The organism is Levilactobacillus parabrevis ATCC 53295 (assembly GCF_001434055.1).
Classification (GTDB): Bacteria; Bacillota; Bacilli; order Lactobacillales; family Lactobacillaceae; genus Levilactobacillus; species Levilactobacillus parabrevis.
On record NZ_AZCZ01000001.1, the window covers coordinates 81,510 to 99,481 of the forward strand.

16 protein-coding genes and 2 other annotated features are annotated in these 17,972 nt (G+C 49.3%); all 16 genes read right to left on the reverse strand.

Features of this window, described 5'->3' with window-relative positions; all coding sequences use genetic code 11:
• Positions 1-343 precede the first annotated feature (343 nt).
• Positions 344-1,198, reverse strand: coding sequence for an amino acid ABC transporter substrate-binding protein (locus FD07_RS00365; RefSeq protein ID WP_020088361.1), 855 nt, complete (start codon positions 1,196-1,198; stop codon positions 344-346).
• A gap of 16 nt (positions 1,199-1,214) precedes the next feature.
• Positions 1,215-1,850 carry an amino acid ABC transporter ATP-binding protein gene (locus tag FD07_RS00370; RefSeq protein WP_020088362.1) on the reverse strand — a complete coding sequence of 212 codons (636 nt, stop codon included), beginning with the start codon at positions 1,848-1,850 and terminating at the stop codon, positions 1,215-1,217.
• Positions 1,851-1,868: 18 nt separating this feature from the next.
• Positions 1,869-2,510, reverse strand: a complete 642-nt coding sequence (locus tag FD07_RS00375) for an amino acid ABC transporter permease (RefSeq protein WP_020088363.1) — start codon at positions 2,508-2,510, stop codon at positions 1,869-1,871.
• Between the two features lie 172 nt (positions 2,511-2,682).
• Positions 2,683-2,910, reverse strand: a binding site (T-box leader).
• Between the two features lie 589 nt (positions 2,911-3,499).
• On the reverse strand, positions 3,500-4,306 hold the full coding sequence (gene minD / locus FD07_RS00380) for a septum site-determining protein MinD (RefSeq protein WP_020088365.1): 807 nt from the start codon (positions 4,304-4,306) through the stop codon (positions 3,500-3,502).
• A 1-nt stretch (position 4,307) separates the two neighbouring features.
• Positions 4,308-4,979 (reverse strand): septum site-determining protein MinC, encoded by a 672-nt coding sequence (locus FD07_RS00385; protein ID WP_020088366.1) that lies wholly within the window; start codon positions 4,977-4,979, stop codon positions 4,308-4,310.
• An 18-nt stretch (positions 4,980-4,997) separates the two neighbouring features.
• On the reverse strand, positions 4,998-5,519 hold the full coding sequence (gene mreD, locus FD07_RS00390; protein WP_020088367.1) for a rod shape-determining protein MreD: 522 nt from the start codon (positions 5,517-5,519) through the stop codon (positions 4,998-5,000).
• A gap of 12 nt (positions 5,520-5,531) precedes the next feature.
• Positions 5,532-6,383, reverse strand: a complete 852-nt coding sequence (gene mreC, locus FD07_RS00395; protein WP_020088368.1) for a rod shape-determining protein MreC — start codon at positions 6,381-6,383, stop codon at positions 5,532-5,534.
• A gap of 84 nt (positions 6,384-6,467) precedes the next feature.
• Positions 6,468-7,472, reverse strand: a complete 1,005-nt coding sequence (locus tag FD07_RS00400) for a rod shape-determining protein (RefSeq protein WP_020088369.1) — start codon at positions 7,470-7,472, stop codon at positions 6,468-6,470.
• Between the two features lie 152 nt (positions 7,473-7,624).
• The gene (locus FD07_RS00405) at positions 7,625-8,290 is read right to left on the reverse strand and encodes a JAB domain-containing protein (protein ID WP_020088370.1); all 666 of its coding nucleotides are present in this window, start codon (positions 8,288-8,290) and stop codon (positions 7,625-7,627) included.
• A 43-nt stretch (positions 8,291-8,333) separates the two neighbouring features.
• Complete coding sequence (locus tag FD07_RS00410; RefSeq protein ID WP_020088371.1) at positions 8,334-9,653, reverse strand: bifunctional folylpolyglutamate synthase/dihydrofolate synthase; 1,320 nt, start codon at positions 9,651-9,653, stop codon at positions 8,334-8,336.
• A gap of 512 nt (positions 9,654-10,165) precedes the next feature.
• Complete coding sequence (locus FD07_RS00415) at positions 10,166-10,507, reverse strand: hypothetical protein (protein WP_027825878.1); 342 nt, start codon at positions 10,505-10,507, stop codon at positions 10,166-10,168.
• Entirely contained in the window at positions 10,492-11,091 is a 600-nt protein-coding gene (locus tag FD07_RS00420; protein ID WP_057161925.1) for a hypothetical protein, read from the reverse strand. Before FD07_RS00420 ends, FD07_RS00415 begins: the two co-directional genes overlap by 16 nt.
• 402 nt (positions 11,092-11,493) lie before the next feature.
• Positions 11,494-14,160 (reverse strand): valine--tRNA ligase, encoded by a 2,667-nt coding sequence (locus tag FD07_RS00425; protein WP_020088374.1) that lies wholly within the window; start codon positions 14,158-14,160, stop codon positions 11,494-11,496.
• A 129-nt stretch (positions 14,161-14,289) separates the two neighbouring features.
• Positions 14,290-14,503 (reverse strand) — a binding site (T-box leader).
• A 23-nt stretch (positions 14,504-14,526) separates the two neighbouring features.
• On the reverse strand, positions 14,527-15,036 hold the full coding sequence (locus FD07_RS00430; protein ID WP_020088375.1) for a thiol peroxidase: 510 nt from the start codon (positions 15,034-15,036) through the stop codon (positions 14,527-14,529).
• A 301-nt stretch (positions 15,037-15,337) separates the two neighbouring features.
• Positions 15,338-16,555 (reverse strand): tRNA uracil 4-sulfurtransferase ThiI, encoded by a 1,218-nt coding sequence (thiI, locus tag FD07_RS00435; protein WP_020088376.1) that lies wholly within the window; start codon positions 16,553-16,555, stop codon positions 15,338-15,340.
• Positions 16,556-16,575: 20 nt separating this feature from the next.
• Complete coding sequence (locus tag FD07_RS00440) at positions 16,576-17,721, reverse strand: cysteine desulfurase family protein (RefSeq protein WP_020088377.1); 1,146 nt, start codon at positions 17,719-17,721, stop codon at positions 16,576-16,578.
• Positions 17,722-17,972 lie beyond the last annotated feature (251 nt).

Sequence of the window (17,972 nt, forward strand, 5' to 3'; positions counted from 1 at the left end):
CAGACGAGTTTCCAAACACGTCTCGTGCTGTAAGGCCGGGAAGAAACAATCGCCCGGTCTAACAGCACTGTCACGGCTGACGCCATCTCTGGCCTCCTCCGGCTAAGCTAGATTTTATCCCCCCAAATAGTCGTGCAAGCATGACCGCTTACTTCTCACGCTACCCATCCCCTTTCAATCGTCAGATCTTATCAAAAAAAAAGCCCACAGCCAGAACAGCTGTGAGCCCAAACATCCATTTACACTAGTATTCAGAATAAGCCGTCCGACTAGTCACGTTAATGCTAAGAATGTTGACCTAGCCGAAGGTAGTCAGGGGGTGACTACCGCAGGCGAACACAGCCTACTTAGCCTTCAACAGTGGCGTATCGACGTTGCTGCCGAACCACTTCTGGTTGATTTGTTCCAGCTGTCCGTTGGCAGCCAACTTTTTCAAGCCGGCATTGATCTTTTTACGCATCGTGACATCGCCCTTACGCATCCCCACTGCAAATTTTTCCTTGGGGAAGCTCCCGACCGTTACTCGGTAATCTTCGGGGTGAGCTTGGTGCTTGATGTAGTAATTGGCATAAGTGCTATCAATCAGTAACCCCTTGATTCGGCCAACGTTCAGGTCAATGAATGCGTTGGTAAATGAATCGTAGGTAACCGCGTCGTGATTCTTGATGCGATTCTTCAAGAGCTTGGGATACGTGTCAATATCGTTAGCGCCAGATGATCCGGTCTGAGCTCCTAGTACCTTACCCGTCATATCCTTATAAGAAGCAATGTGATTCTTCTTGAGCGAAACTAGCACCTGGTCGTTGTTCAGGTACGTATCGGAGAAGGCGACCTGCTTAGACCGTTGTGGCGTGATGGAAAAGCCATTCCAAATCAGGTCGATCGTTCCGTTGTGGAGTTCCGTGACGTTCATGTTCCAGTCGATGGATTGGAAGTCTACCTTGATTCCGTACTGTTTGAAGACGGCACGGGCTAAGTCGATATCGTAGCCGACCAGCTTCCCACTCTTCTGACGGAAACCCATGGGGACGAAGCTATCGTCCAATCCAATGACGACCTTCTTTTTCTTCTGAATGCTCGACCAAGTATCCTGGGTGTTGGCCCGCTTCGTAACGTTGGTTCCACAACCAGCTAGCGTTGCCGTCAGCCCAATCAGTAGAAAGGCCAGCGCGAAAAATCGGATTTTTTTAAATTTCATTGCGTGGCGCCTCCCTCTACTCTTTTGGTTCAACCCGTAACATTTGATCGGCAATCGATTCTGCAAACGGAATATCATGGGTCACGACGATTTGGGTCATGCCCTCTCGTTTTAACTTCAAAATAATTTCTTCAACTTCGCGACGTAAGTCTGGGTCCAACGCCGACGTTGGTTCGTCGTAACAGAGTAACTTGGGGTGCATCGCCAGGGCCCGCACAATGGCGACCCGTTGCTTCTGGCCCCCGGAAAGTTCGTAGGGGTACAAGTCAGCCTTGCCACCAAGGTTCAGCCGTTCCAGTAAGGCCCGGGCTTCCTTTTCAGCGTCCGCAGCGGACTTCTTCAAGACCATCGTTGGTGCCAAGACCACGTTCTGTAAAACAGTGAGGTTGGGGAACAACTGGAAGTCCTGGAAGACGACCCCAATAACGGCATCATTGTCCCGGTTCGTTGCGGGATCGAAGGGCTGGCCGTCCAGTAAGAACTGACCGCCGTCGACCATTTCCAAGCCACTGATACAACGGAGTAGCGTCGTCTTACCAGCCCCGGAAGGCCCGACGATGGTTAAGATTTGGCCATCGTTCACCGTTAAATCGACTTGATCCAAGATGGTTTTGCCATCAAATTTTTTGGTAATCCCTTTAAGTTCTAACATGATTAAACCACCCTTTCTCTAACGCCAGTAACTGTAGTGCTTTTCCATCCGTTTCAGGACCAACGTGCAAACAGCCGTCAACAGTAAGTAAATTACACCGACCAGCAGCATTGGTACCAACGTGACGTCTCGCGCCATGGCGACGTTTCCGGCACGTAACAGATCACCTAACCCGATGACGTAAACCAATGAGGAATCCTTGACCAGATTGATGACTTCGTTTCCGATTGACGGTAAAACAATCTTGACCACTTGCGGAATCACAATCTTCCGCAACGTTTGCCAGTTGGTCAACCGCAACACCCGAGCACTTTCGTATTGTCCTACGGGGATGGCTTGCAGGCCGCCCCGGAAAATTTCAGCGAAGTAGGCGGTGTAGTTCAGGATGAAGGCGAAGAGTGCCGCGTCATACCGGTCGAACACGATGCCGGCGATGGGTAACCCATAAAAGACGAAAATTAATTGCAATAACAGTGGGGTCCCTCGCATCAACCAAACGTAGATGTTGATCAACCACGTCAACGGCTTGAATCGGGTAATCATGCCCAACCCGACTAAGATTCCAAGTGGGACAGAAATAATTAAGGTCCAAAAGAATATGGATAACGTCATTCCGGTACCGGAAATCAGTGATGGTAAAATCTGGCTAACATAGTGCATAACAATTCTCCTCCTTCTTCAACGCAAAAATGCCCTCCTGAGATTTCTCTCAAGAGGGCGTTGATCGCGCGGTGCCACCTCATGTACTCGACGGGCTCACGCCACGCCGACTCACGGAGTCCCCCGCAACAGCCATGAAAATAAAAACGCCCTCTTAGACCCAAATTGGGCCTAAGAGGACGATCACATCGTGGTTCCACCTCTAGTTTGCTAAGCCATCGCTGACCTAACCTCGGTGAGTTGCAAGCAACTCCAGCTGTAACGGGCTATCCCGGATCATCCTACTAGATTCAGACGACCAACTCACAGATGTGTTTCGGACGGACAAGGTCACCCATTTTCATCGGCTGGGCTTTCTGTAGGCACTCGCTGGTCTTACTCTTCTGTTCGACGTTTTTCGTTCATTACCGATATACTACTTTTTATTTTCACAAACGTCAAGCCCTATTTTGAAATTCCTTGAAAGTCGAAGGTTTTACGCTGATGAAAACTGCTTCCTGCGGCTATCAAAGATTCCGCCTGCTGTGGAGATCGCCTACAGCCACAGAACGGGCTTTCGGCTCGGTTTGACGCCTCGCAAAACCCACGATGCTAGCAGTAAGCAACGTCAGAATTCAAATCATCCACTGCATTGCGTGGCAGTCATTAACAACATTTTCACAGAACCTATCAGCTAAGCTTGAACCAATATCAGTTTGAAGAACAGTCAAAGCCGGAGGAGGCCAAGGATGGAGCCAGCCGTGGGTGTCCTGTTAGGACGGATGGACCTTCCGACCTTACAGGACTGGACGCTTCGGAGACACGATTTCTGTGGCTTCGAAGCGAGGTTCAAGACCGCTTCACAGGCTTGAACCGGTCCCCACAGCGGTAGAATCCTTGGCAGCCGTAGGTGAGACCATTCCCGTACAAGCTATAACTGTGAAACCAAAAGGAAGTCCTCAACGACCACCGTCGTCAAAGACTTCCCGTTCATTTCATAATTTTAGAGCTTACCCGCGGTGGAACCAGCTGCTGACCTTGTGCCAGAAACCGTCTTCCTCTTGTGGTTCAAGCTTCATCAGGGGCACCGTTTGGCCCTCTAGACGCCGAGCCACGTTACGGTAACCTTGCGATGCTTGGTTTTCCGTCTGCATGACGATGGGTTCACCCTGGTTAGACGTGGAGATAACCGCGTCGTCATCCACAATGATCCCCAGCAATTCGATTCCCAAGTGATGGGTGATCTCATCGATATCCATCATGGAACCATCTTGCATCATGTTCAACCGAATCCGGTTGATCAGTAGACGTGGGGCTTCGGTCAATGGATGTTGTTCCAATAACCCAACGACCCGATCGGCATCCCGCACCGCAGAAATTTCCGGCGTGGTAACCACAATGGCGGCGTCAGCACCGGCGATAGCGTTCATGAAACCTTGTTCGATCCCGGCTGGGCAGTCGATCAGAACGTAATCGTATTCTGGCTTTAACTCGTCCACAATTTCCTTAACTTGGTCGGGTTGTAAAGCCGTCTTATCCGTGTTCTGGGCGGCTGGTAACAGGTAAAGCTTGTCATCGAAACGCTTGTCTTTGACTAACGCTTGGGGCAGCTTTGCCCGCCCTTCGGCAACGTCTACGATATCGTAGATGATTCGGTTATCCAGTCCCAAGACCACATCCAGGTTCCGTAGTCCAATGTCCAGATCCATCAGGCACACCCGCTTGCCCATTAAGGCTAACGCCGTCCCAATGTTGGCACTGGTCGTGGTTTTACCCACACCACCCTTACCAGAGGTGATCACAATTGCTTTTCCCATTCTAAATTCCTCCAATCCGGTTGTACAATTTCGGGTTGATCTTCTTTAATGCGCTGAGCTTACCATACGACAACACGTGGAGGTCGTTAACGTAAGCAATGGTTTGGCTAGAATCGGCCACTTGGTCTGGTTCGATAATGTCAAACTGTTCGGCAATTCTGACCTGTTGTGCGGTCGCAAGATTCCCCATAATCAGTTTGGATTCATCGTCGGGATAGCCCGCCTGCAAGATACCGCTCACGTCCCCCATGCAGAAGATGTTCCCGGTCGTCCGGAGCTTACCACCCTCGTGAATGGTCCCCAGAAACAGGACATCCCCTTGCATGGCAACCTCTTGACCGTTACGAATCACCTTACTCAGCAGATGGACGTTTTCCCGTTCACGCAACTGAATGGCATCGTCAATGGTCATGACGTTGGCCGCAATCTTATGGATTTCAAAACGCGGGTAGTTGCCTACCAGTTGTTCGATCTGTGATTTTTCATCGGCGGTTAAGATCCGATCCTCCGTCAAAACATCCAGTGAAACCTTGGGCGTCTCCATGGCGGTTGGATCCACGTTTAAGTTCTCCAATAATGACCGTAGATCGGCTAGGATTTGGTCCAAGCTCGCCGATTGTTTGAGCACCAAATCATAGCCGTTTTGCGTTCCCCGTAATACGGCAGCTTGCATAGCGTTCGTTCCCTTCACCTATTTTAACCAATTATACACCCATCGAATGGGGAAATATAAGATGACAAACATGGCCAAATTAAAGGCCAACGTTGGTCCCAAAGTATTCACCAAGAATGAGCTACCAGACATCGACGTCATGTGGACGGCGCGACTGGCCACGAAGCTCAAAGCCTCGACAATGGTAATATCAATAAAGTAGATCAGCAGTCCGCTCAAAAAGTTCGGACTGATATAACTCACGAGTTGGCGGGTCAGGTAGACCACTAACGGAAAGACGAAGATGTACACCCCGAAGATTCCCGTGTAATAGAGGTCGAAGACGGCCCCAATCACAGCAGCCCACTTTACCAGTGGCATCGCCATGTTTTCCTCAAACAACACACCACAAACCAGCCACAGCACCACTAGATGGCTCACCATGACCGAGGGCGCATTAAACATTTGGCGACTGAAAACCTGACTGATACTGCCATCAATAAATAATAGCAGAAATAGCCCGATTGGGAAGCCAAAACGCATTTTAGATAATCGATACACGCCTTAGCCCCCTTACTGTTTCGTAACCGCAACCGTCACAATGTTCAGGTCGCTCAAATCAGTCGCTGGCGTAATATACAGCTTCGTTGACAGGCCATAATCGGAACCGACCGACTGGGCTACGGTCCCAACGAATAAGCCCTTCGGCGTCACGCCACCAAGCCCACTCGTAACGACCTTGTCACCCTTACTGATCTTAGACTTGGTCGTCAGGTTATCCATCACGATTTGACCCGTGGCAGACTTATAGCCACTGAGAACACCATTGACGGTCTTGCCAGCCTTCGTCGTGATTGACACGGCGAAACGGTTCGCAGCATCGTTGTTGTCGGTGATCAATTCAACTTTTGAATTGGTCTTATTGACTTCAGCGACCCGACCAACTAGGCCGGACCCCGACATGACGGGCATGTTCTTGACCACACCGGCTGAAGAACCCTTGTTGATCACCACTTGGTTCTGCCATGATGATGGCGTCCGGGTGATGACCGCGGCACTGATCGCCGTGTAATCCGTCAATGAATCGTTTAACTTAATCTGTTGCTTTAATTGCTTGTTTTCCTTAGCTAAGGTTTGGTCGCGAACCTTGGTCTGGGCGAGCTCACTAACCTGCTTCTTCAACTGCTGGTTTTCCTGATACGTGTTCAATAGTTCCGAGATGGCGCTCACCGAACCGTTCAATCCATTCGCTGGCAATGCCACGACCCGGTCGGTTAACCCGACAATGTCGTTTCCGAACTGTTGAATCAGCGGCGGCGTGGACTTCTTGTTACGAATAGCTACGGACACCGTCATCAAAGCAAAGCTAACAATCAAGCAGACAATGATAATCACTAGTCGCCGATTGAAAGAAAATTTCTGCATGTTTGACCTCCATCTTGTTCGCCAGTCGCAGACTCGCCACTGGCGTCACAATAAAGAAGCGGGAAGCTGCCTTCCCGCTAGTCCCTATTTTTTCTTCATGACATCGATACTCTTTAATGATTCACCGGTACCAGCTGCCACACAATCCAGAGGATCGTTGGCGATAGACACTGGAACTTTGGTTGCATCGGCGATGACTTCTGACAGGTTCTTCAGTAAGGCACCCCCACCAGTCAACACGATACCGTGATCAATCACATCAGCAGCGATTTCTGGTGAAGTTTCTTCTAAGGTTTCCTTGATCGCGGTAATCACGTCTTGAACGGGCTCTTGGATAGCCTTGGCCACATCAACAGCGGAAACTTCCACTGCCTTAGGTAGTCCAGATACCAAGTCACGTCCACGAATCGTGGCGCCTTCGATCTTATCAGCGTCTTCGACTGAAGCTGAACCAATGTCCATCTTCAACTTTTCAGCAGTTCGTTCACCAATCAACAGGTTGAAGTTTGACCGCACGTAAGTCGCAATCGCATCATCCAACTTGTCACCAGCTACTCGGATGGAACGACTGGAAACGATACCCCCAAGGGAGATCGTTGCCACGTCGGTTGTCCCACCACCCATGTCAACAACCATACTACCGGTTGGATCCATGACGGGTAACCCGGCACCAATGGCCGCAGCAAATGGTTCTTCAATGACGTAAGCGTCACGAGCACCTGCAACACGGGTCGCGTCAATGACCGCCCGCTTTTCAACTTCCGTTACACCGCTTGGCACACAAACCATCACGTATGGCTTACCGCTAGACTTACCGACCGTCTTTTCGATGAAGTACTTCATCATGGCAACCGTCGTATCGTAATCTGCAATAACCCCGTCTTTCATGGGCCGAATGGCAACGATGCTAGCCGGCGTACGACCAATCATTGCACGAGCGTCTTCACCAACGGACACAATTTCCCCACTCTTTGTGTTCTTGGCGACAACAGAAGGTTCGCGTAGAACGATTCCTTTACCGTCAACATACACAATCGTATTGGCGGTACCAAGATCGATCCCAATATTTTTCGTTCCTAATCCGAACACTGTGTTTCATCCCTTCATTGTCAACAAAATATTTATAGTTTTTTGTCTTATTCATTGATAGACGTATTATAACATACCTATCTACGTGAGAACACGTCGTCAATGTCAAGAATACCGAACTTTTAACGAGAAAGAAATAGGTAAAACCGATTTTAATCAGATTTTAAACCTTCTGACTTATTTGTCTTCTGAATTAGCGGTAAAATCCCGGCCTCACGCAAACTAAAGTAGGTTCGCAGCCCAATCACAAAGCCATCGAGCACGGGGATTCCCATCAACTGGCCACACTCGGCCAACCGGCGCATGAATTTCAAATCATTCGGTGATGGGTCGGCTAGACCACTGGGATGGTTATGCGCCACAACAATGGCGGCCGCTCCAGTCAGAACGGCTAGCCGAAAGATCTCTCGGGGATGGACCGGACAACTGTCTAGTGTTCCCACGAACACGGTCTGTCGATCAATCACCTGATGTTTGGCATCCAGTGCTAAGACCTCCAAGCGTTCCTGGGGGGCATACCGCAGATCATCCATCAGACTCTCACCGATCTGACTACTCGCCACCACCTCGCCGTAGATCTGTCGCGGTGCCCGTTGCGCCCAGCGACCTAGGTCGATTGCCGTGAGCAACGCCCGCCGTTCTCGCCGCCCCCGCACGTACCGGTCACATTGCTGTTGACTGGCATAGCGCAGATTGGCCACGCTGTGAAAGTACTGGAAGAACCGGTCGCACTCATCCGTGGCTGGTAGTCCCAGCCCGCGGAGAACCCGGCTGACCAGCTGCCGTTCATTATTACTGTTAATTCTCTCTCGTCGCATCTTCTCAGCTCCCTTACAGACTAACTCCGTAAAAAAAGCTGATTTATTTTTCTGAATCCGTAAAATATTGCCGTACCTCTGAAATAAAGTAAAGCGACCCGGTCAACAGAATTAAACTGTCCCCGGAAATGTTATTCAGCGCCGTCTTGAGAGCGCTCGGCCAGTTATCTGCCATCGTCACACGCTTGCTAGCGGCAACGGCGCCTTCCAGTGCTTGGGGCGTCGCGGCTGCCCGCTTACCCGGCCCCTGAAATTGGGTCACGATAATGTGGACGTTACGCACTTGCAACAGTGTCTTTACCATTTGGTCATATTGTTTATCTGCCAATACCGCCAGAATAATCGTAATATCCTGCTGAGCAAAATGCTGCCGCAACAGCTGGGCCATCTCCACCATGGCGGGCTCGTTGTGGGCCCCATCAATGGCAATCAGGGGTTCATCGTTCAGCCGTTCAAAGCGTCCCGGCCATGCTGTATGCTTCAGACCCTCACGAATGTCGGCAATCTCGAGTGGCAAATGTCGAGCCTGATGATACGTGATGAAGGCCGTGAGCGCGGTGGTCGCATTGTCAATTTGATACTGTCCCAACAGGTCAATCTCCAAATGTGGCCAGCGATGGTCTGCCCAAGTGTAGGCGAAGCGTTCGCCCCAACCCGACTCAGGTTGATTTTTCACCGTAAAATCGCGACCTAATGCGCGAACGTCGGTTTGATTTTCACTAGCGGTCTGATCCATGACCGCCAGCGCGTCCGGTGTCAAACGTCCACAAACTACCGGTACACCCGGCTTAATGATCCCCGCCTTCTGCGTAGCAATCTTAGGAATCGTATCCCCTAAGATCTTCATGTGATCCATGCCAATCGTCGTGATGACCGAGACGGCCGGCGTGATAATGTTGGTCGAATCGTACAGACCACCGAGGCCAACCTCGACCACGACAATGTCTACCGGATAGCTCGCGAAGTAGCAGAACATCAGGGCCGTATCAATCTCAAATTCAGTCGGCCCTTCTTCGGCGAGCTCCTCGTCCAATCGAGCCACCACTGGTTGAATCCGATTAACCATAGCCACCAGATCCGTGTCACTGATGGGCTGACCATCCGTGCTGATGCGTTCATTGAAGCGGGTAATGAACGGTGAGGTAAAGGTCCCCACCGTCTGGCCCTCGGCCATGAACATATCCCGTAAAAAAGCCACCGTGGACCCCTTACCGTTGGTTCCGGCGACGTGAATCATATTTAACTTTTCCTGTGGGTCACCCAGGATGTGCATGAATTGCCGCATCCGGTCCAGGGTCGGCTTCTTCTTGAAGCGGTCCCGACCGTGAATGAACTGCAGGGCTTCAGCGTACGTTTTTACCAAAATGAAAACCTCCCGCTTGCGTCACTGTTTCTTAGTGTAGCAGATTTCCCCAGAGTGTGGAAGCAAGCGCTTAGCCAGCGAGCATTAACGTCATCAGGGAAAAAATCCCGGGCCTGGATTTTATGCCTGATGGGATTAAGCACAACTGGCTGCCTGCTGAAACACGTTTCGACTATGTTGCCGATAATCGACATCATTGCTGCACATTATCTGCGCCTACGATAACGTCACAAGAAAACTAACAATTATCCTCAAATTTCCAACCATTAGTCTAGTCCACTCATACACTTAGATAACCTCACCAAAACGTTAAGAAGGGGTAAACATCTTGCAAACACTGACACCAATTCCAGCCTTTTTACATTAGTATTAAGTGTCGACCCATTTTTAACACCATGTACAAAAAATCAGCCAAACGATGAGGTTTGACTGATTTTTCAAATATTAAAACTGAGACTGGTTGTCATCAACTATAGAACAAAAAGCAACGTCATTCTCATCGAGCTAGCATATTATTCACCAAAAATAATTGCGAGAAGAATCAAGACAGCCCCACCCAGCACAACTGCAAATAAACCATAAGCAACGAAGAGACTGCCTATAATCCCCACTTTATGTTGTGCAAGCTTAACTGAGATATAATCGCTCCATGCAAGTATCGAAACACCATACAATCCGAACCCCCAGTCATGTAACTTGGTAAGGCTCAATAGAGCAATACTGGCAACAAGTAAAGAAAATCCTGTAATTGGCATGACACGATTAACAGCTTTCGGCGTATATGCGTGACTGTAGCGATTGGAAATTCTTCTATACCATCCCATACGATCACCTAATTTTATTGATAACTCCAACCTTTATATTTCCAACTGCGAACCTTAAAAATCCGTCCTGCCTTGAACTTGTTTACATTTGCATGAATTGCGGCAGTTACTAATTGTTTACTAGCAAAGTTGATGGTGCCCCAAGCAAGTCCTCCAACAGGTCCCAATGGAAATGCAAATAAAGCAAAGATAGCAGAAACTGCTGCACTAGTAGCAGACTTCTTTACGCGGTTTAACATACTAGCTGATAAATAAACATTAGCATTTCCGCTTCTCTTTCTACCGTAAAACTTCACCTTCGTAACCCCTGAAATTCGTTGAAGCCCTAGCATACCTAGATCTATTTGGTCAAATCCCAATCCACTTAAGATATTTCTCATTTGAAAGTCCGTAATGGAGATTGTCGTTGTATCTGATGAAGCGTCGTATACCGTCGAAGAATTAGTTCTTAACAATTGCATATAGGAAGGCGTATCAGCAATTCTTTCAGGTGTAAGAGAATCAATAGCATTATTAGGCACGGTGGTCCCTGTCTGATTTGAAACATCTGCAGCGTGGACAGTAATATCAGATATTGCTGGTATACCGGTTCCAAGCACAGCTAAAATTGTCAAGAAGCCAACATAGCTTTTTTAACATTCAATTTGATTACCTCTATAAATACGGATTATCAAAGCGCTTTGACTAACGTTAACAATATCCATTGTATTCAATTGAAGAACAAATTAAAGATTATTAGGAGAAAGCTCAGTACTATAATTGCTGAACTAATTATTTCACGTATATATTTCCCGTAAACATTCATCAACTATATCTACAATTTCTATTGAGAAATTTCCAGAATTCATAAAATTAGGTGTGCTCTTCATTGAGAAAGGTTAAACATCTTGCAAACACTGACACCAATTCCAGTCTTTTTACATTAGTATTAAGTGTGGGCCAAGCTTGTGACACCGCTCAAAAAAGTCACCACTCCCCTACAGGAATGATGACTTCAGTAAACTCATATGATTGTCTTACAGTTGAGCCTTAATATCAGCCAAACGTTGTTGCGTTGCTTCCAGCTTCTTTTGGTTATCCGTTTGCTTGTCGCGTTCGGCGTTAACCACGTCTTCTGGGGCGTTAGCAACGAAGCGTTCGTTACCTAACTTCTTGGTCGCGCGTTGCACTTCGGCCGTAAACTTGGCAACTTCCTTGTCCAAACGGGCGGCTTCATCGTTCAGGTCGACCAATTCAGCCAACGGTACGGAAACTTCGGCACCAGTGATAACCGACGTCATGGCCAGCTTAGGTGCGGTCAAGTCAGCGCCAATTGCAAAGTCCTTTGGATGAACGAACCGGTCGATAAAGTCACGGTTATTTTCAAAGACGCTCTGTAACTTGGCATCGCTAGTCTTGATCTGCAGGTCGATTGGCGTAGACATTGGCGCGTTGGCTTCGGCCCGGATGTTCCGGACAGCCTTGATCAGGTCGATCAGGCTCGTCATGTCGCTTTCAGCTTCGGCATTGGCAAATTCGGGGTGATCCACTGGGTAAGCAGCGGTCACTAAGGACTTGCCGTCATGTGGCATGGCTTGCCAGATGGCTTCGGTCACGAATGGCATGATTGGTTGGAGCAAGCGCAAGGTTTGGTCTAAGACGTAGGCCAACAAGTCTTGCTTAGTTGCCTTGGCAGCTTCATCATCGCCGGTCAAGACTTCCTTACTCATTTCAATATACCAGTCACAGAAGTCGTTCCAGATAAAGTTGTACAGGGAACGGCCAGCTTCACCGAATTCGAACTTGTCGAACATTTCGGTGACGTGGTTAACCGTATCGTTCAAACGACTCAGAATCCACTTGTCGGTCAGATCCCACTTGTCGGTTGCGGGAACCACTGGCTTAGTGTTTTCACCCAAGTTCATGATCACGAACCGGCTGGCGTTCCAGATCTTGTTGATGAAGTTCCAAGCGGAATCCATCTTGTCATAACTGAACCGCACGTCTTGGCCTGCCGTTGAGCCGGTAGACAGGAACCAACGCAACGCATCGGCCCCGTACTTGTCGATGACGTCCATTGGATCGATTCCGTTACCCAGGGACTTACTCATCTTACGACCGTCTTCGGCCCGAATCAATCCGTGTAAGAGCACGTGTTTGAACGGCCGCTTACCAGTAAATTCAAGACTTTGGAAGATCATCCGGGAAACCCAGAAGAAGATGATGTCGTAACCGGTAACCAAGGTATCGGTTGGGAAGTAGCGCTTGAAGTCGGCGCTGTCTTCGTTAGGCCAGCCCATCGTGGAGAATGGCCAGAGGGCACTGGAGAACCAAGTGTCCAACACATCTGGATCTTGTTCCCAGTTTTCGATGTCCTTAGGTGCTTCTTCGTTAACGTAAACTTCGCCGGTCTTCTTGTTGTACCAGGCTGGAATCCGGTGACCCCACCAAAGTTGACGAGAAATAACCCAGTCATGGACGTTTTCCATCCACTGCGTAAAGGTATTTTCGAAACGTTCTGGCACGAAATCAACCGCGTTGTCACCCTCTTGGTTCTTGATGGCTTCTTCGGCGAGTGGCTTCATCTTCACGAACCATTGCGTGGACAGCCGGGCTTCGACTTGAACCCCAGTCCGTTCAGAATGCCCAACGGAATGGACGATTGGATCAACCTTGATCAATAATCCCTGGTCGTCCAGGTCGGCAACCATGGCCTTACGGGCGTCGAAACGGTCCATGCCAGCGTACTTACCGGCGCGATCATTCATCGAAGCGTCTTCGTTCATGGTGTTGATCCGTTCGAGGTTGTGGCGGTTCCCAACTAAGAAGTCATTAGGATCGTGGGCTGGCGTAATCTTCACCATCCCCGTTCCGAAGTTGATGTCGACGTATTGGTCGGCAATGATCGGAATTTCGCGATTGGCCAGTGGCAAGATAACCTTCTTGCCAACCAAGTCCTTGTACCGGTCGTCATCGGGGTTAACGGCAACGGCGGTATCCCCCATCATGGTTTCAGGACGCGTCGTGGCGATTTCGATGTAGTGCTTGCCGTTGAACGTGTCATCTGGATTGGCAAACGGGTATTTCACGTGGTAGAAGGCACCCTTGTCATCCTTGTGAATAACTTCGATGTCAGAAAGTGCAGTCCGGGCTTGTGGATCCCAGTTGATGATGTACTCGCCCCGGTAGATCAGGCCCTTCTTGTACAGAGCAACGAAGACCTTCTTAACGGCATCGGATAAGCCATCATCTAAGGTAAAGCGTTCGCGGGAGTAATCCATGGACAACCCCATCTTGGCCCATTGCTTGTGAATGGTTGCGGCGTATTCGTCCTTCCATTCCCAAACCTTGTCGATGAACTTCTCACGACCGAGGTCGTAACGGGTAATGCCTTGTTCACGCAGCCGGGCTTCAACCTTAGCCTGCGTGGCAATCCCCGCGTGGTCCATCCCTGGAAGCCAGAGTGTGTCAAAGCCTTGCATCCGCTTTTGCCGGATGATCATGTCTTGCAAGGTCGTGTCCCAGGCGTGACCTAAATGCAGTTTCCCGGTAACATTTGGTGGGGGTAAAACGATGGAATAAGGGGTGGCTTTCTTGTCACCACTAGGTTTAAAAACATCTTCGTCTAACCAAGTTTGGTACCGGCCGGCTTCAATGGCGGTCGGGTCATACTTGGTAGGCATGTCGGTTTGCTTGTCTGCCATATGAATCAATTCCTTTCTTGTCTCTTACTGGCTAACTGTCACTCACTTAACGTTTAGCTTCGTCTTTTGCAACACCTACAACGAATCAAGTTAACTGTCGGTGAATACAAAAAGACTCCCCATCCTAAAAATTAGGACGAAGAGTCTTCGCGGTACCACCTAAATTGGGCGTTTATGCCCCACTTAACTTCTTTGTTAACGGAGAGTGCTCCGGTCTGGGCTTACTGTTGGTTCAGCCCAGCAGCTCGCAAGCTACTTTCACGTCAGGTGATTCACCGGTTTTCAGCATTCCCGGCTCTCTGAGCAATCCCCTCGACGCTACTGACTTGTTCAACGCTACTTTTACATAGTCTACGCAATTTTGGCCTAAAGGTCAACACGTGGTACTAATTTTTCCAAAGCCTCGATGGCTTCCAAGTAATTCGGTTCGTCGGATTGTTCAGTGACGATTTGTCGGTAAACGATCTTACCCGCATCATCAATAATCCAGATAGACCGAGCCAAGTTGCCCAGGTTAGGAACGTACAGACCCATTTCGTAACCGAATGATAATTCTTCATCGGATAACAAGTCGACGTTTTCCACACCCTGAGCGGCACACCAGCCGGTCTGTTCAGCAATGGAATTGTTTGAGATCGTGCAGAACTTAGCTGCTGGATAGTGGTCCGCCTGTTGGGTGAATTTCCGAGTTTGCAATGTGCAAACGGGCGTTTCAAGATCCGGGACAACACTGATCAAAGTTACTTTTCCAATCAAATTTGCCGTCTTAACTTTGACATTGTTCTGATCAAACACTTTAAACTTTGGTAACTGATCTCCAACCTCTGGCGGTGTGCCAGAGAGAGTCATTGTACTGCCGAGCCGTGTTACATCCACGCAGATCAACCCCTTCAAAATATACATCGGTACTATACCGATTACTGGTTCAATTATCCCGCAACATAGGGGGTCCTGACAAGCATTTTGCTATAAAATCATGAAAAACTCACGTTTGGTCCCTCGACTCGTTGAAATTTGCTCCGGCAATGCTTTTAAAAGCAGCACCAAGCTCTAATTGATAGACTTACTCGCATTCTAATTCCGGCATCACCAAGGTTACCTCAAGTAGACCACTAGCAGATTCTCAACTAAAAAAACGCCCCAAGCGACTGCTCAGAGCGTTAAGTCTTGTTTCTGATTAAAGTAATTCTGCGAAGACGTCTTCGTTTTGATTCAGGTAATTATCACCAGGACGAATTTCGGAGATGACAATGCCATCGAGGGCTTCCTTCATCAAGCCTTCAACGTCGATGTACCCTTCGTACTTCCGGGACTTTTCCAAGTCGGGGTGCGTCTTGGGTGCTGGTGGCGTGAAGATGGTACAGCAGTCTTCGTATGGCAGGATGGAAAGATCGTAGGTGTCGATATCTTCGGCAACCTTAATGATTTCCGTCTTGTCCATAGAAAGCAGTGGCCGCAGGATTGGCATGGAGGTCACATCGTTGATGGCCGCCATACTTTCCAATGTCTGTGAAGCCACTTGGCCCAGAGACTCTCCGTTGAAGATTCCCTTGGCGTGCCGCTTTTCAGCAATTGCTGCGGTCAACCGCAACATCAAGCGCCGTTGAACGGTCATCAGGTAACCTTCGGGAACTTTTTCCTTGATGGTTTCCTGAATCTTAGCAAACGGCACCTGGATGAACTGAATACCACCAGAGTACCCAGCCAACCGTGCCGTCAGTTCCTTGGCCTTTGCTAAGGCTTGTTCCGACGTGTATGGCGGACTGTAGAAGTGAATCATATCGATCTTCACCCCACGCCGTAAAGCGTAGTAGGAAGCCACTGGAGAGTCAATCCCCCCAGACAGCATCATGACGGCCTTACCACCGGTACCAACGGGTAACCCGCCGGCCCCTTGAATGGTTTCGCCAGACAGGAAGACCCCGTTCATCCGTACTTCGACCCGCAGTTCCAGGTCGGGGTGCTTCATTTTAACGGTCAGTTCAGGAATAGCCTCCAGCAACGTACTCCCCATGATTTCGTTCATCTGGTAAGTGTCGTACTGAAATTCCTTATCTTGCCGCCGGGTGTTGATCTTAAAGGTCATCCCTGGCTTGAAGACTTCCTTGACCATGGCGATGGCCGTTTGCTTGATTTCGTCGATGTCCTTAGCAACCTTAACCGAAGGCGAGAAGTTTTCGATCCCGAAAACACCCTTCAATCGCTTCATTACGGCATCTGAGTCCGCCCCATTTAAGGTGACGTGTAAGCGGTCGTGTTGTGCCTTGACTTCGATACCTTCAAAGGTACCGAGTGCCTTACGCACGTTTTGACCAAGCTGCTTGATGAAGTCTTTCTTGTTCTTACCCTTCGTCGACAGCTCGCCGTAACGGACCATGATTTCGCTGTATTCCATTGCGCGACCCCTTTCGTAAATTAATTTAATTTTGCAAATTGTGTGTAGAGTTGATCAAAAACGCGGTTGAATTCCTCGGCTTCCGCCATGGTATTGTGTTCATCCAAGGAGATCCGGACGGCGCTGGTTGCGATACCGTCATCGACCTTCATGGCATGTAACGTACTGGATTCAACGTGCTTCTTAGAGGAGCAAGCGCTGGTCGTTGAGATGTAAATATCATGTTCCTCGAAAGCGTGAACGATGGTTTCCCCACGAACACCAGCAATCGCAAAGCACAAGATGTGGGGTGCGAAAACGGGTAAGTCTTTAGAGAAGATCGTGACGTTCGGGAAGCTTTCCACGTGATGCAGAATGGCTAACCGAATGTCGCGCTGACGCTTCACCTTGTCGGCTTCACCATCAAGTAACAGCCGTAGAGCTTTAGCCATTGCGGCGATAGCAGGCAGGTTTTCAGTACCGGAACGTAGGTTACGTTCCTGACCCCCACCGGCCATCAATGGTGCGATGGTCCGGCCTTGGCGTTTGTACATGAAACCAATGCCCCGTGGTGCGTGGAACTTGTGACCTGAGAAGGTTACGAAGTCCACCCGATCATTAAAGATTTTGTCGGCTAAACCCTTACCGATTCCCTGAACGGCATCAATATGCCAGTGAATCCGGGGGAAGTCACGTAAGACGTCAGCAATTTCATCGAGCGGCTGAACCGCACCGATTTCATTGTTAACGGCCATCGTGGACACCAGAATCGTGCTGGGCTTAATCGCAGCGCGCAGGTCGGCTGCGGAGACCCGTCCGTTTTCATCAACGGGCAAATAAGTCACTTCAAAACCGTCCTGTTTCAATTGTTCCATAGAGTTGTGAACGGCAGGATGTTCCACTTCGGTCGTGATCAAGTGGTTCCCAAATTCACGTTTGACCATGGCCGTCCCCTTGATGGCCCAGTTATCCCCCTCGGTACCACCACTGGTGAAGAGAATCTCACTCAGCTTAGCGCCGACCAGGTCGGCAATCTGCTGCCGAGACTGTTCCAACAGGTTAAATGCCTGTTCACCAAACTTGTGCAAACTCGAGGGATTCCCCCAGTAATTCGCGCTTACCTTTGCATAAGTATCGACCACTTCGGGCGCTGCCTTGGTGGTCGCACTGTTATCAAAATAAATCATCCTGAACCCTCTTATCCGTTTTCTATTGGTTCGACTCCGATAGAAATTCTTTCTCATTATAAACACAATCGTTCTTTCCCACAAGCCCCCTGCTCGCAAAACTAGTGAACACTTGGCCAAACTAATGGTGAAACCCGCCGCCTACAGCTACCTCCGACTAAGCTAGCATTCACCCGCCACGCCTCCCCCATCCTGATCTGCAAGCAAGCAAAAAGCCATCATAACGGACTCATTCCGTCACAATGGCTTTC

Bases quoted from the DNA above. Each gene is read 5' to 3' on its own strand.
- FD07_RS00375 (WP_020088363.1), bottom strand. From the start codon at position 2,510: ATGCACTATGTTAGCCAGATTTTACCATCACTGATTTCCGGTACCGGA.
- FD07_RS00385 (WP_020088366.1), bottom strand. From the start codon at position 4,979: ATGCAAGCTGCCGTATTACGGGGAACGCAAAACGGCTATGATTTGGTG.
- FD07_RS00365 (WP_020088361.1), bottom strand. From the start codon at position 1,198: ATGAAATTTAAAAAAATCCGATTTTTCGCGCTGGCCTTTCTACTGATT.
- mreC (WP_020088368.1), bottom strand. From the start codon at position 6,383: ATGCAGAAATTTTCTTTCAATCGGCGACTAGTGATTATCATTGTCTGC.
- thiI (WP_020088376.1), bottom strand. From the start codon at position 16,555: ATGGAATACAGCGAAATCATGGTCCGTTACGGCGAGCTGTCGACGAAG.
- FD07_RS00405 (WP_020088370.1), bottom strand. From the start codon at position 8,290: ATGCGACGAGAGAGAATTAACAGTAATAATGAACGGCAGCTGGTCAGC.
- FD07_RS00425 (WP_020088374.1), bottom strand. From the start codon at position 14,160: ATGGCAGACAAGCAAACCGACATGCCTACCAAGTATGACCCGACCGCC.
- FD07_RS00440 (WP_020088377.1), bottom strand. From the start codon at position 17,721: ATGATTTATTTTGATAACAGTGCGACCACCAAGGCAGCGCCCGAAGTG.
- FD07_RS00370 (WP_020088362.1), bottom strand. From the start codon at position 1,850: ATGTTAGAACTTAAAGGGATTACCAAAAAATTTGATGGCAAAACCATC.
- minD (WP_020088365.1), bottom strand. From the start codon at position 4,306: ATGGGAAAAGCAATTGTGATCACCTCTGGTAAGGGTGGTGTGGGTAAA.